The sequence below is a fragment of the Mesorhizobium sp. CNPSo 4688 genome (assembly GCF_057784295.1).
In genome coordinates this window covers 97428-111486 of record NZ_JBWLUY010000019.1, presented here as the reverse complement: position 1 = coordinate 111486, position 14059 = coordinate 97428, and the positions used below count along the sequence as shown (strand labels likewise).

10 protein-coding genes and 1 tRNA gene are annotated in these 14059 nt (G+C 61.6%); 2 read left to right on the top strand and 9 right to left on the bottom strand.

The features are described 5' to 3' along the window. Window positions 1-71 precede the first annotated feature (71 nt). Window positions 72-148, top strand: a tRNA-Met gene (locus AC04SH_RS28750). A 364-nt stretch (window positions 149-512) separates the two neighbouring features. Here the strand turns inward: AC04SH_RS28750 and AC04SH_RS28745 are convergent. The 4 genes from AC04SH_RS28745 to AC04SH_RS28730 all read right to left on the bottom strand — a co-directional run bounded on the left by AC04SH_RS28745 (window position 513) and on the right by AC04SH_RS28730 (window position 8500). Then, a complete protein-coding gene (locus AC04SH_RS28745; RefSeq protein WP_488577519.1) occupies window positions 513-4871 on the bottom strand; it encodes an NB-ARC domain-containing protein in 4359 nt (1452 codons plus the stop codon). Window positions 4872-4885: 14 nt separating this feature from the next. Continuing rightward, window positions 4886-5194: a CU044_2847 family protein gene (locus tag AC04SH_RS28740; RefSeq protein WP_488577518.1), complete on the bottom strand. Its 309-nt coding sequence runs from the start codon at window positions 5192-5194 to the stop codon at window positions 4886-4888. A gap of 238 nt (window positions 5195-5432) precedes the next feature. Beyond that, on the bottom strand, window positions 5433-8174 hold the full coding sequence (locus tag AC04SH_RS28735; protein ID WP_488577517.1) for a caspase family protein: 2742 nt from the start codon (window positions 8172-8174) through the stop codon (window positions 5433-5435). Then, complete coding sequence (locus tag AC04SH_RS28730; protein WP_488577516.1) at window positions 8171-8500, bottom strand: hypothetical protein; 330 nt, start codon at window positions 8498-8500, stop codon at window positions 8171-8173. The genes AC04SH_RS28735 and AC04SH_RS28730 overlap by 4 nt, the downstream gene beginning before the upstream one ends. A gap of 862 nt (window positions 8501-9362) precedes the next feature. On the opposite strand from AC04SH_RS28730, the gene AC04SH_RS28725 reads away from it, so the two are divergent. Then, the gene (locus AC04SH_RS28725) at window positions 9363-9758 is read left to right on the top strand and encodes a RidA family protein (RefSeq protein ID WP_488577515.1); all 396 of its coding nucleotides are present in this window, start codon (window positions 9363-9365) and stop codon (window positions 9756-9758) included. Between the two features lie 359 nt (window positions 9759-10117). On the opposite strand, the gene AC04SH_RS28720 is transcribed toward AC04SH_RS28725, so the two are convergent. The 5 genes from AC04SH_RS28720 to AC04SH_RS28700 form a co-directional block, all read right to left on the bottom strand. Then, window positions 10118-11626, bottom strand: a complete 1509-nt coding sequence (locus AC04SH_RS28720; protein WP_488577514.1) for an aldehyde dehydrogenase family protein — start codon at window positions 11624-11626, stop codon at window positions 10118-10120. A 20-nt stretch (window positions 11627-11646) separates the two neighbouring features. Beyond that, window positions 11647-11991, bottom strand: coding sequence for a cupin domain-containing protein (locus AC04SH_RS28715; RefSeq protein WP_192255551.1), 345 nt, complete (start codon window positions 11989-11991; stop codon window positions 11647-11649). Between the two features lie 22 nt (window positions 11992-12013). Beyond that, window positions 12014-12355: a cupin domain-containing protein gene (locus AC04SH_RS28710; RefSeq protein WP_488577513.1), complete on the bottom strand. Its 342-nt coding sequence runs from the start codon at window positions 12353-12355 to the stop codon at window positions 12014-12016. An 80-nt stretch (window positions 12356-12435) separates the two neighbouring features. Beyond that, the gene (locus AC04SH_RS28705) at window positions 12436-12786 is read right to left on the bottom strand and encodes a cupin domain-containing protein (RefSeq protein WP_488577512.1); all 351 of its coding nucleotides are present in this window, start codon (window positions 12784-12786) and stop codon (window positions 12436-12438) included. Further along, window positions 12783-14057: a glycosyltransferase gene (locus AC04SH_RS28700; RefSeq protein ID WP_488577511.1), complete on the bottom strand. Its 1275-nt coding sequence runs from the start codon at window positions 14055-14057 to the stop codon at window positions 12783-12785. The genes AC04SH_RS28705 and AC04SH_RS28700 overlap by 4 nt, the downstream gene beginning before the upstream one ends. Window positions 14058-14059: the final 2 nt, after the last annotated feature.

The following is a 14059-nucleotide window of genomic DNA, read 5'->3' as shown; positions in this document are numbered from 1 at the left end:
CCGCGCAAGCGGCCCTTTCATTTGGTGAGCCTTCTACCTATTTGTAGGCTTGCGCTTACATCCAATGGTGACGCGGGGTGGAGCAGCCCGGTAGCTCGTCAGGCTCATAACCTGAAGGTCACAGGTTCAAATCCTGTCCCCGCAACCAATTTCATCATAAATCAATTACCGTCCCGGTCTAACCGGGGCGGTTTTTTATTGGATGTGCACGCAACCGCCCTGACCTGTGACATGCTCCCGTTCTGTCCGCGTCTTTAAGTTAGCTCTGTTCACGGTTGAGGTTCTCCCGTCTTTGGATCGCCCCGGAACGGTCCGAAAAACGGGGGGCACGTCAGTGCGGTTCTTTCAACGGATGTCCGTGCCGCTTGGATATGCCTTGCGCGGGGGATCGTAGCCGATGCGGCGCCGGGTCGCCGCCATGATCGCATGTCGAAGGCGAGCCTTCGACCCTTGGTCGAATACGCCGGCCGGATCAAACTATCCCCGCGAACATGGCCGACTGCGAGCAAAACCTAGGGCCACCATCGCGAGACGGTTTTCATGGCCTCTATCGCGCCTGTGACATTCGCGCCGCCCGCCGATGCGCCAATGATGGGCGCCGCCTCGCCGGCGAGCTTCAGGGCCCCGATCCTAGGCCGCTGCGCGATAGCTCGGGCAAGGCTGTTTTTGCTCGCGGTGGCCGTCCAGAGCATCTCGCTCAGCCGCGCAACCTCCGGTGCGTCTCCCTTCGCAGCAGCCTCGCCCATTGGCTTCATCCACGCCTGCTCGGGGATTTCGCGTGAAAGTGCCTCGATTGCGCCTGACACGCTCTCGCAAAACGATGCGCTTTCAGCCACTTCGGCGCGCAGCGCAAGCCGGTCGTCAAGCGGAACCGCACGATGGACCGTCTCTGGGCCAAGCAGTTTGGCGCCCAACTCGCGCACGCTTGCAAGCGGTATTTCATCCAGGGCCCGGTAAGCGTCTTCGCGCCGGCCAAGCGCTCCCATCTCCAAGGCGATGCCGAGATAGGCGCGCGCCCTCGTCTCGATTGGACCGATCTTCCCCGCAACCTGCCCCGACGCCTCAATGTTGCCCGCGGAGGCAAGTCGTAAACCCAACTCGTACAATTCATCGTTCCGCGCCGCCGGAGCGTCTATGCCGGAAACGGCGTTTACGGCAAGCTCGACATAGCCCAGATCTGCAGCGCGGCGTGCGGCGCGGCCGACGATGCGCGCGTGCAGGTCCGAGTTTCGGATGCGGGCTGCGGCAGAAAGCATTGCTTCCAGCTCGTCGGGCGATTTCAGCTTGGTCATCGTCAGCGTCAGTGCCTCGACGACCCACCACTCGCTATGGCGGTTGGAGGCAGCCTCGACGAACGCTGACAACCGACCGGCGCTGATTGCCCCGATCAAGTCGATCATGATCTCGGTCAAGCTGGAGAGCTGTCGTCCGACCGCTTCCCGATCTGCGTAAGTTGCCAGCAGATTTTCGGGATATCGTGGCGGAAGGAAGGGCATGAGCTTATAGACGGCCGCAGTCTGCTGGTTCAAGTCATTATTTAGAAAATATTCTTCAAGAAGGGACTTCAGCATTTCTTTATCTCTCAATACATACAAGCCTATTCGCATGATTGAGTCATACTCAAAATCCGAGTCCGCCAGCCGCATCTTGGACATAGCTTCCGTCCAAAGTGCCTTTGGATCGGGCCGGAGTGAATAGAGGGCTAACTCCGAGGACCAATAGAAATGCCTCGAAAGGCAAGAAAGCAATTTTTCCTGCTTCGACCCCTCGAGCCGACCCGTCTCGAGGGCGGCGAAGAAGTCCGTCCTGAAGTCGACGGCGCTGATGGTTCCAGCCAGGGTTTCAATGTCGCTGTCAGCGTCCAGGGTTGCCAATTTCCCGAGAGCTTCGAAAAGACCAATCTCATAGACGAAGTCATTTGGTGAGGTTGTCGTCGACGACGCGTCGCTGGCGATATCCAGGTCACGAACCTCGAACTCCGGAATCAGGCCAATCCTGTGTAATGTGTTGAGGCGCTTTTGCGCCTCCGCCCGAAACTCATGCGGCGTGTTCGTCGCCAGGGCTGTGGCAACGGTGACCGCAAGGCTTTCACTTTGCGATCGGTCGCCGACGATCAAACCGCTGAGGTCAAAGCTTTCGGAAGCTGACTTGTCCTCGTGAGTGGCGATTTGGATGGAACCGTTTTGCTGCTGCCGGTGGGCACGGGTCGCGTCGAACTGGTCGCTCGGGAAACTCTGGCCGATGCCATCGCGCGCTTGGGGAAGGCCTTGTCCTTGCGGCAGTGGGCGAGCCAACGCGAAGCATTCGTCGATCGCCGAAAACGTCTCCACAAACAGCCTTTGCAGCATCGGCAACGGGCAATAAGGGATGCATCTCGCCAAGATCTCCGCCTTGGCCAACCCGACAGGCCAATCGCCGATCTTTGCTAGGCTGAGCGCCATGACCGGGGCCCTCAGCGACTCCGGTAGGGCGATTAGGAACGTGACCTGATTTGAAGGGCCAGAACACCACTGCAGAAACTCACGCAGCAGCGCCTCTTGTTGCGCCGTTGGAACGAGCTCCACAAGCGCCGCGGCAAGAACGGTGCGCCTTGCGGTGGGCGCCTCTCCGAGCAAGGTCTCTTTTGCGCGCGAGATCGCGGCGCCTACGATATCGGGCAAATCCGCTTGGTCTTGCGGTCCGTTGTCAAGCAGGCTGGTGACTGCCTTGGCAAGGCTTACCAGGAGTTCCAGTCGCTTGTCGTTGCTATCCTCGCTTACAACCCAATAATAGCCTTTCGCAGCTGTCCATATCCGACTTCTGACGAGTGAGCCAAGCACCGCAGGAGACAGGCGGCGAGCACCGGATATCGATGACAGGCAAAATGCCCATAGCATTTGCTCGGCCGCGAATTCCGGGCCCCGCTTGATCGCAAGGGCAAGCATCTTTTCCAGATCGGCCCGATAGCTGGCAAGTTCTCCTTGCTGGTCTTTGATCTGAAACCAGATGTTACGGCCACGGGCGTCTTCGGCACAGAGGAGGTCACGCAGGGTGCTAAAATCGTTTGCCTGAGCAAGATGCCATGCGAGATGATCGTGGATATAGCCGTCATCGGGAATGGCGGTGAGCGGCCCGGGATGGGTTTTGCGGTAATTGCGAACAACGCCGGCATGTGCTTCCGGCCTGGGAATACCAAGCCCGCTAGGCGGCGGCAGACCGAGCCGCTTTTGTGCGGCATCCCTGAGGAGGGCGTGCATGGCGTAGGCATCGTCGGCCTTCTGCAAGAGGGCGTCATCCTGCAGAGCGTTCAACATCATCGCCGCGGCTTTTAAGGGTTTACCAAGAAAATGGGCAGCGATCGCCGCATCGAACTTTACGCCATCCGGCATCATGCCCAGGCGTATGAATGCCTCCCACAGAGGCGGGTCGCGAGCAGCCAGCAGGTTGATACTGAGCGCTAGGCACTTGTCGATCGCCAGGCGCCCTGGCAATGATACGCCGTGGTCTTCTTCATCGACCTCGACAGCGAGAAGTTGGTCGCGAATGTCCGACAGTGAATAGCCACGGCCGGCCAGAGCTCCAGCAAGCTCGAGGGCAAGCGGCAGGTGTCCGAGTTCGCTGACCAGCAACCTCGCGTCCTCTTCCCCAGTTGCATCGAGCGATGCGCCAGCCGAGCGCTTCTTCAGTAGCATCAGGGACTCGTCGTCGCGCATCGCGTTCAGCGTCCAGATCTTGGCACCGACGCGGTCGGCCACGTGCGCGAGGCGTGTCGTCAACAGGGTGCGGCAGGCCGAACCTCCGACGAGAAGCGGCTGAGCGTCGGCCTCGTCCCATGCATCGTCGATGACGATCAGCATCGACTTGTTTTGAAGCAGGGTGCGCAGATATGTGCTGCCGCTTTCCAGCGACAGCGGCACGTCCAATTTCTCACCGAGCGAGCGCAACCAATAGGTCATCGTCTGGAGTAGATGCGGCGTCTGGCCAAGGCTGGTCCACAGCACCCCGTCGGGGAAACGTTTGCGTACCTTGTCCGAGCGTGCGGCAGCGATTGCAATGCTGGTCTTTCCGACGCCACCCAGCCCGTGCACCGCGGCAATCGCGAGCGCGTGGTTTGGACTCTCATCGGAGACAAGTCTTGCGACCAAATCGTCCAGGTCGCCGCTTCGCTCGACATAGTGGGACGGCAAGGGCGGTATCTGCTGGGAAAAGCGCCCCGCCTCCGGTCCACGTGCGCCGCGAGCATTGTCGTTTTCAAGTCGTTTTTGGGCATCAACCGCACGCTGCCACGCAGGGTTGGCGCCAATGCGTTTCACGCCGAGACTGTCCAGCGCTCGACCTAGCCGCTCGGCTGGGACGATCCATCCGCCAAGGTCTGTGCGGCGGTCGCGCGTGGCAGCCACCATTCCGGACACGGCCCGTGTGTTCATGTTGAGCAGGGGTCCGCCGCTGAATCCCGGTTCGATCTGTCCGCCTTTGATCTTCCCCTCGGATTCCGTGGCGCTGCCGGCGCGGCGATAGAGCGTTTCGCCCTCAAATGTCGCGCTGAATTGGTCAAACTCCTCGCGTCCGGATCGCGCCGGAAAGCCGATGCCGATGACCTGGTCGGACACGAGCATATTGGGATCGAGTTCGACAAAATCGTTGTCGGTTGACCCGACCTTGACGAGCGCGATGTCATCACCAGGGAGCCGCGCGATCACCTCGCCATCTTCTGCGTGGAGAGAAGCGTCGCTTCGCCAATGCCGCACAGGGAGGGTGTTGCCCTCAATGTCGCCGACCACGTGATGGCAGGTCACTAAGATGTCTGGGGTGATGAAGAAGCCCGCACCTGGGCGCTTCCCCATGATCTGGCGGCAACATGAGCGCAAATGGGCGACTATAGGATCAGACATCGTATTGATCTGGTCTAGGTCTCGGCGTGAGCCCACTCCATGCTGATCTTGAGGTTCGCCTTTGTGCTGCCGCGGGCAATCAGGGCGACGAGCTTGCCCTCATCGAGACCGAACTCGATGCCGACTTCGACCGCCGCCTTGCTGGGCTGGGCTTTTTTGATCGCGCTCCCTATGTGGTGCGCGATTTCTCCCACCAGGGTCGTCACACGTTCGAAGGGTATTGAATCCAGAAGGCCTACGTCTTCACGCCCACCCCGAAGCTCGACCTCAATAAAGACACCGGAATCGCCCAGCTGCTGCCACCCTGTCGAGCTCTCGTCCATCCAAACCCTCCTTTGAATTGTTCCGGCCAACGTGCTTGTCCTGGATGCTGTCGTGATTGAACCTTTTCTTTCAAGTCTAGTCTAGCGGCCAAGTTCTCGCGAGCCCCTCTAGGTGGTTGTTTTCCAAATGTTGAGGCGTTTTCGCGTTTCGCCCATCAATGTTGCCCGTGGGCTCTTGCCGTCGATACCGCCTTCAGGAGGTCGTTGCTGACGAGCGAGTATCGCTGAAGCCTTGCGGTCAGGGCGTTTGTTGGGTGATGGCGCGCACGATGACATCGGCAATCGCCAGTTTCAGCTCGACTTCCCTCTCGCTTCGCCACGCGGTCCTCAGCATCGCAATGACATCGTCTTGTTGTTTGACAGGCATCCGAAGCAGAGCGGTGACGGCGACGTCGGCCCGGGTCTTGCGCGCGGCCATGTCCTGCGCGCAGCAAGCGAGCGTCCGATAGAGGGCTTCAGCGTCAAGCCCGCCGGGGCTGTCTTGCGCCAGCAGCATGGCGGCCGCGGCCACAGTCTCCTGGAGGCGTGACGGCTGGACGCCGAACCGTTTTGCGTCGGCCAACGCTGTCTCGAGGAAATTGAGGATGGCCTGATGGGTTTGAAGATCGCGATCGGCTTTGCCGCCGATCACGGCGCGCGAGATCGCGACGAGATGGGTTGACGTCAGCCCCGCGGCGAGCTCGATCTCGCCCGCGGCTTCACCTTTATCCTCATTTGTGTAGGAAATCCTCGCCGTCTCGGGGGATGCTGCGTCCGCCAGGAGGGAGCGCAGGACCTCTTTCTCGCCCGCCGTCATCGGCGCGCCCGATCGGGCGATCAGTCCAACCTGCTCGACCTGTAGATCATTTGGCGGCAACGGACCGGTATTGCTATCGGGAGCCGCCCTGCCAGCGATAAGTGTTGCAAGCGGAGGCCTTCCCGCGGCAGGGTCGCCTAGAACGAGCCGCAGGGCTTCTTGCTGCCCGCCAGGGTCGTTGGCGGCCCCGCGTTCCGTAGCATAGTCGAGCAGTCTGACCAGAACCGGAGAGGGCAGCGACCGATAGGCTGCGATCGCCTCGAGCCAACCACGCGCGTTGACGAAGGCGCGTCGCCGGGACGCCTGGTCACCGGAAAATCCCAGGCTGTCGAGAACCCATGCGATTTCAGCGTCCGGCAATGCGCCATGCGCGGCAAGCTCGCGCAGCGCAACCCGCCCTTGATCTGACTTCGCGCGGGCGTGCGCCCATGCGACGACCTTCGCAGGGGACCCTGCGGCCCCCAGGCTTGCCAGAACATGCACCGCGACGTCCGAGCAGCCGTCCATCAACGAGACCAGTTGACTGCGTTCCTGTGGCGTGACCGCTTCCAGGGATAGCGCTGCCCGGCGAGCGGCCACCGCCGAAGCAAGCTCCACCATAACAGCCACCTCCGAAGAGGTCGGCCGCTCGGTGAAGCGAGCCGCAACACGCTCGGCCGTCAGAGGTTCCCCCGGCGCGCCAAGGGTCTCGCGATATCGCTTGTTCCACATCGCATTGGCGGTCGTGAACATTCGTACCAGATCCGCAACTTGATCGAACCCGATTGCAGCGTCGGTCCGCGCCGCCGCCGCCAGGCCGCGCATCCAGACTTTGTAGTCCGCGGGATCCGAGATCAGGTAAGTCAAGAAGAGGTCGGAAGCGGTGCCGGCGGGTTCTTCTGCACTGCAAGAGCCCGGGGCGAGATAGTCCTTCCATTGCAGTTTCCAGACATCAGGCAAGGAGCGCTCGGGTTGGAGGATTGCGATCTCGGCTGCCATTTCCGTCGACGAGGCGTATGCCGGCGCCGGCGTCGGGATGATCACATGGCTCGTCGTCGTCAGATGATCGATGGCGTCCGCAAAACCGAGACGCACCCTCCAGAGGGTCGCCGTCTCGTCATCCAGATAATCGTCAACAAACACGTCGGCCCATCGCCGGGTACCGCCGGCGCCAAGGCCTGGCCAGGCATGTATTCCCTGTTCGTCAAGCAACGCCGCCTGCAGGTCCGCATCCTTCAGCTGCGATTGCGCCGCATCAGTTTCCACCCGCCGTGCCCAAGGTCCGATGTTCAGCGGCGATAGCCATTTCGGCCCGGCTCGCAATTCGACGGAGCCAGACGGGTTTATGGCGGGGCGCCAGGCGACTGCCGAGGTCGTGGCGATCGCCAGTGCTGCCACGCATGCTGTCGCCAGACCGATCTGACGAGACCTGAGCAAGAGCGTCTGGTAGGTCGTCAAGGATTTCTGCCGCCCGGCCTCAGTCGTGATAGTCGCCAGTTCGAGAAGCTCGCCTGCTGCTCCGAAGATCAAGGGTTCCTGGGCGGCGCTGCCCTTCAGCCCAAAGGCGTGGCGGGCAACGTCACTGGCAACTTCGCTGAAAAAGTCGCCGGAAACCACCTTGGTGCGGCCCGCAGCATTTGGATGGTCGGTCAACGCCTTGATGAGAGCGTCGGCAAAGAGCGACCGCCGGAAAAAAGAGTCCTCCCAACTCTTTTGATCCGCTTTCGACGAGGTGAGGCAGAATTGCCCGCTTCCCGAGTCGGGCCTTCTGAACAAGGCTGTCTCGGCCCCGAACAGCCCTGCGTGGCAGGCATCGAGCAGAAAGAGAATGCTGTCAGCGGGAAATCCGGAAATCAAGTTGTCCAGGTCTGCGGCGCCAGCCTTGGCCTCTTGCGGCCGCTCGCCGTGGAACAGGAATTCGAAAGCCTCGCCTCGCGCCCTGCCATGACCAGCCAGGTAGACGATCAGGACGTCGAACTTGCCGGTCTGTGAAGAGATGAGTTCCCGAACGTTCACCAAACTTGCGCCGGCGTCGACGGCACAGATGTGCTTCGACCCCTTGTCCGGCCACATTCTGGAAAAAAGTTCCGACAGCTCCTGAGCGCCGCTCGCGAGGTATCGCAGGGGTCGCTCGGTCGGCTCAAGCACGGCGGCGGGGTAGGCCGATATGCCGACGCAGACGCTGAGCGCAGTCGCCGGCCTCATCCTCTCAGGAAATCACGAACGCTGGACTGACTGGCGCCCATACCGCCTGCCTTGTCGGGGGCGGCCTTTATGAGCTTTTGCAGCAGCATCGGTGCCGCCAGTCCGATCTGAAAGGCGATAAGGGCGTCGGCATGGCCGCCAAGTTGAAGCCATGAAAGCCCGCCACCCAAAATGATCATTGCGAGCGTGATCAGCCAATAAAACAAGCTCTTGGCATAGTCGGGAAGGTTGGGATTCTCCCGCAGGCCCCACCAATGCAGCAATTCGTTCGCGGCACCTCCACCCACCCCGACACCGAACACTGCAAGCTCAGATTCAAGCACCATCTCATCGCCTCCACCTCATTTGGCAATATTAGTCGAATTTTGTCGGGGGCGCGATCTCGCAGACGCCAAGACCGCAATCCAGCGCAGTTCCGCGCGGCGGCTGACCTCTACAGGGAGCGATCGACGCGATGAAACGAGGACGCCGGCAGGATATGGAACCGGTCGGCGATTCAAGCCACCCGACAATGGCAGCGGTTCGCAAACTGAATGGCCCAGCGTGTCGCTTGAGGCGCACCGCCCACACAGCCTCTCAAGATGGCGTTTGGCGGTATTTCGCGTTCTGGCCGCTAAATAAGGGTAGCGGCAATGTTGGCAACGGCATGGTATCTGATGAGGGGACCGGGGACGGTAAGCCAGGCGGCCTCGCTTGCTATGGCGTGTTCGCTCCCGACACGGGTGGGTACGAGTCAGAAGAGAGCTACCGCCAATACAGCGCTGCAACCGAGTTCGTCTGCTGAAGGGACTTCGCAAGCGAGGTCAGCAGATTCAAATCCTGTCCCCGCAACCAACATCAAAAAAAGCCCGCCACAAGCGGGCTTTTTTGTATGCGGCAGTCGGCTCGACTGGCGCTTAAACATCTCTGCCTGCTCGAGCCTTTCGGCAACATTCCGCCCGCCGAGGCTGACGATATTACGCCATGCTCGACGAGGCGCGCATGGGAGCCTAACCTAACCCTCGGAGCCGCCGACGAGCCCGAAGCGGTTCAGTGCGCGTAGATGCTCACATGCGGACGCTTGCGGTTGCATAAGTGAGATTGTGACGGAGCGCCCGCTTCGGCGACAATGTCGCAGATCCGCAAATAGACCCCTCGTATTTTGATCTGCGCGAAGCAACCCGTCAGTCATAGGAGGAGACCTATTCAATGCCGCTAGAATGCATAAATCCCAGTGATCTGCCGATTCCGGAAATGTACAGCCAGGTCGTCGTCGCGACAGGAACCAAGCTGGTGTTCGTCTCGGGCCAGCAGCCGGAAGACATACACGGCAAGCTCGTTGGCCACGGTGATTTCGCAGCCCAGGCGCGCCTGGCGTTCGGGAATCTTGGCCGTGCGCTTGCTGCCGCCGGCGCTCGGCCTGAGGAAGTTTGCAAGATCACAATTTACATCGTCGATTACAAACGCGACGAACACGTGCCAATCATCGAACAGGCCCAGATCGAGCTGTTCGGGCACCACAAGCCAGCAAACGTCGTGGTCGGGATAGCTGTGATGTCTCCAGGCTACCTGCTAGAGATCGATGCGATCGCGGTCATCGGCTAAGCGAGGACGAGCCAAGCCGCCAAACCAATCCCGGACCCCTGATTTCTCGACCGAGATCGGGTCGGTCTACTCTCTCGAAGAAATGGTGCGATCAGCGAGATCTGCCGGCCAAGCCAGCTGATATCGGAGGGGTCAGCTACTCAGGTCGCCGCTCGTCCGATCTCGTCAATAGTGCGATTGGTTTCCCTGAGCGCCTTGGCCGCGAGATTCATCCGCCATCGCGCGACATAGGCCAGCGGCTCTCCAACCAGTCGCGTGAACCGCCGTGCGAACGTGGCCCGTGATTGGCTGGCAAGGCAGGCAATTCAAGGCGAGCGAGCGGCATGGCATCGGCTGACGCAAAGCTCTGCCGGATCATCTCATACGTGCTTGCGGCCGCCGGTCTCGCGGAACCAGCTGTCGGGGTAGGGGTACCACCAGTCCTGGATCGCCGGCTTGTGGTCGATGATGACCATCTTGGAGCGGCGGAAAGCGTCGAGCCCCTGGCGGCCGAGCTCGCGGCCAAGGCCTGAGGCCTTCCAGCCGCCGAAGGGCAAAGCGTCATTGTCGATCAGCGGATTGTTGACCCAGACCATGCCGGCTTCGAGCCGCTCGACCGCCTCATGTGCCTCGGCAAGATCGGTGGTGAAGACCGAGGCGCCGAGGCCGAACGGGCTGTCATTGGCAAGCCGGATCGCCTCGTCGAAATCCCTCACGCGGCAGATCGCGGCGACCGGCCCGAAACACTCTTCGCGCACGATCGCCATATCGGGGGTGACGCCGGTCAGGATCGTTGGTTCGTAGAACCAGCCGGTGTTGTGCGCCGGCGGGATACGGGCGCCGGTGACTGCCTTGGCGCCGTTGCGAATGGCATCGTCGACCAGCCGCATCACCTTTGCCCTCGCGGCCTCGCTGACCAGCGGGCCGATCTCGGTCTTGTCCATGCCGTTGCCGATGCGCAGCGCCCGCGTCTTCTCGGCGAACAGTTCGACGAAGCGATCGTGCACCGAGTCCACGACAAAGAAGCGCTCGGCCGAGGTGCAGACCTGGCCGGTCAGGTGAAAGGCGGCGGTGACGCTGCCGGCCGCCGCCACGTCGAGCGGCGCGTGTTCGCTGATGATCAGCGGATCGCTGCCGCCGGCCTCGATGACGCAAGGCTTCATGCGTTCGGCGCAGGCGACCGCCACTGCCTTGCCGGCAGCGACCGAGCCGGTGAAGGCGACCGCGTGGGTGCGGTCGGACGCGATCAGCGCCTGGGCGGTGGCGGCTGCGCCGGGCAGGCAGGAGACAAGCCCCTCCGGCAGCGAACGAAACACCGTCATGTAGTCCAGCGTCGACAGCGTCGTCGCCTCGGCCGGCTTGATGATGCAGGCATTGCCGGCGGCAAGTGACGCCGCCACCGTCCAGCACATCAACAGGATCGGGAAGTTGTAGGGCATGATGTGGACGGAGACGCCGTAGGGCTCATAGCGTGCATACTGGAACGAGCCGGCCTGCGTCGTGCCGGCCACCTTGCCGGCATCATCACGCGCCATCTCGGCATAGTAGCGGAAGATCGGCGCACAATTGGCGATCTCGCCCATCGCTTCCGGATAAGGCTTGCCCATCTCGCGCACCATCAGTTCGGCGCAGCGGGTGAAGTCGGCCGCCTCGATGGCATTGGCGACCGCATGCAGGTGTTTTGCCCGGCTCTTGGCGTCGAGTTTTTTCCAGGCGGCCTGCGCTGTGGTCGCTGCGGCCAACGCGGCGTCGATCTCGCCATCCGTCGCGGCGGAGATGGTGCCGACGTTTTCGAGCGTCGCCGGATCGATCACCGGTCTTTTCGCGCCGGTCATCGGTCGGTAGTCCGGATTGACGAAGAACGCCGGCCGGTCAGCGGAGAAATCCATGGACATCCTCTCAGATCCGCTCAGCGGATCATGTAGACCTTCTTGATCGTCTCATGGACGGTGCAGATGCCCTTCCAGTCCTGCGGAAAGAACGCCGCCGTGTCCGGCTCGATCTCGATGACCTCGCCGGATTCATGGAGATAGGTGCAGCGTCCCTCAAGGAAGTGGCAGAACTCGTCGCGGGTGACGTGGCAGTGCCACTTGCCCGGGGTGCAGACCCACAGGCCGCATTCGGAGCGGCCTTCCGGCCCTTTGTAGAGCAGCTTGCCCGAGGTGTTGGACTCGCCTTCGATCATCGTCGGGATGACGCCCCAGTCGACGAGGTCGGTAATGGCAAGCGGGGATTGCATGATGGGAGTGGTCACAGCGATTTCCTTGAAAAAGTGCTCAGCGGCACATGAAGGCCTTGGTCAGCGTATCAGTGATGATGGAGGTGCCGGTCCAGCCGGCAGGGAAGAAAACAAGCGTGCCAGCCTCGACCGGGATTTCTTCGCCATTGTCGTGGACATAGGTCCCGCGGCCCGACAGGAAATGGCAGAACTCATCGGCGGCGAAGGTCACCTTGCGGCTGCCCGGCGTGCACGACCACAGGCCGCATTCGCTCGAACCGTCCAGGTTCTGCGACAGGATTTTACCGGAGGCACGCGGCGAGCCTGATATCGTGTTGCTGCCCGCGCCCCAGTCCTCCAGTTCAACGGTCGAGACTTTTGGCCAGTGCGGTGTCGGCATGTCGTGAAGCTCCGTTGCTGTGGTCTTGCTTGAGCGTGATCTTGTCCGAAAACCGGTTTCCACTTTTCGGGATCATGCTTTCAGGCCAGCATATAGACGTTGCGCATGGTCTCATGCACCGTGCATTCGCCCGTCCAGCCGGCGGAGAACATGACCACGGTCCCGGCCGCGATTTCTATCACCTCGCCGACATCCGAGCGGTAGGTCGCGCGGCCGGCGACGAAATGGCACAATTCATCGCGCGGAATCGAGAGGCGCCAGCGCCCGGGCGTGCAAACCCATATGCCGGATTCCGGCTGGTTGTTCGGTCCCTTGTGTACGAGCCTGCCGGTCGAGTGCGAAGCCCCGTCCAGCGCATCCGGCTGGACGCCCCAGTCGACGAGGTCGGTGCGGGAGGAAGCCTGGTAGAGGTGCGGGGCGGAGGAAGTCACAGCAGCGCCTCCAGCAATCCAGCGGCCTTTTCCGGGCCGTTCTGCGCCTGCATCTGCGCCGAGGTCTTCGCCAGCTTGGCCTTCATCTTCGGGTCGGTCAGGCAGGTTTCGATCTTGCTGATCAGCTGGGCATCGCTCCAGTCGTAGCGCGGCATGCCGAAGCCGTGGCCGGTTTCCTGGACCCTTGTGGCGTTGTCGTGCCCGTCCCAGACATAGGGCATGATGATAGCCGGCTTGCCGAAATAGAGGCACTCGGTGAAGGAGTTGTTGCCGCCATGGTGGATCACCGCATCGACCTGCGGGATGACCGAAGGCTGCGGGAACCAGCTCTCGACGATGACGTTGCCGGGCACATCCGTATACTGGTCCTTGTAGCCGCCGACATTGACCAGCGCGCGGTAGCGCGTCTTGCCCAGCGTCGCGATGATGCGCTTCAACAGATCGACATCGCCGGCGCCCAGGCTGCCGAAGGAAACGTAGAGCAGCGGCCCGTCATTGTTCTGCGCAAAGGTCGGCACGGTGTACGGCTTCTCCTGCCGCACGCAGCCTTCGAGATACTGGAATTTCGCCGGATCGAGCGGATGGCGGCGCTTGAATTTCGCCGCTTCGGGATAGAGCAGAAGATTGAGATAGGGCGAGGCCTCGAAGAACTGGCCGATCGGATAGGGCGCCTCATTGTTGGCGGTGAGGAAGGCGTTGAAGTCGTCATGGATCGGCTTGATCACCGCGTTGAAGTGATCGCGATAGCGCTGGTGGCCGACATGGTCGTTCTCGCCGCAGCCCGAGAGATGCGGCGGGATGTCCTCATCCTCGATCTCGTTTTCCGAGCAGGAGATGACGCGCACCCAGGGCTTGCCGAACTGCTTGATCGCCGGGAACAGGATGACGTTGTCGACGCAGATCACGTCCGGCTTGATGGCGGCCAGCACGCGCGGCAGATCCTTCTGCGCCCACTTTGCGCTGTCGACGATCGCGGTCCAGCAATCCTTCACATAATTGTCGACCTGGTCGTAGGGCGATTTGCGGAAGTTCGGGATGTGGCCGTTGATGAAGTCTTCCCAGAACTTCGCCATCTGCTCGGGCGGCATCGGCTCGGACAGGTTTACCGGATGCGCCTCGAAGCCGTAGCCTTTGTAGACATCGACAAAGCCGGGGTCGGACAGGAACACAGCCTTGTGGCCGCGTGCCTCGACCGCCTGGGCGATGCCGACGGAATTGAGCGCCGGGCCATAGGCTGCTTCCGGGAAAAACGCGATCGTCTTCTGCGCCATCA

Excerpts from the sequence above, each read along its gene's own strand:
- AC04SH_RS28700 (WP_488577511.1), bottom strand. The coding sequence starts at position 14,057 with ATGGCGCAGAAGACGATCGCGTTTTTCCCGGAAGCAGCCTATGGCCCG.
- AC04SH_RS28720 (WP_488577514.1), bottom strand. The coding sequence starts at position 11,626 with ATGGATTTCTCCGCTGACCGGCCGGCGTTCTTCGTCAATCCGGACTAC.
- AC04SH_RS28730 (WP_488577516.1), bottom strand. The coding sequence starts at position 8,500 with ATGGTGCTTGAATCTGAGCTTGCAGTGTTCGGTGTCGGGGTGGGTGGA.
- AC04SH_RS28745 (WP_488577519.1), bottom strand. The coding sequence starts at position 4,871 with ATGTCTGATCCTATAGTCGCCCATTTGCGCTCATGTTGCCGCCAGATC.
- AC04SH_RS28740 (WP_488577518.1), bottom strand. The coding sequence starts at position 5,194 with ATGGACGAGAGCTCGACAGGGTGGCAGCAGCTGGGCGATTCCGGTGTC.
- AC04SH_RS28725 (WP_488577515.1), top strand. The coding sequence starts at position 9,363 with ATGCCGCTAGAATGCATAAATCCCAGTGATCTGCCGATTCCGGAAATG.
- AC04SH_RS28735 (WP_488577517.1), bottom strand. The coding sequence starts at position 8,174 with ATGAGGCCGGCGACTGCGCTCAGCGTCTGCGTCGGCATATCGGCCTAC.
- AC04SH_RS28710 (WP_488577513.1), bottom strand. The coding sequence starts at position 12,355 with ATGCCGACACCGCACTGGCCAAAAGTCTCGACCGTTGAACTGGAGGAC.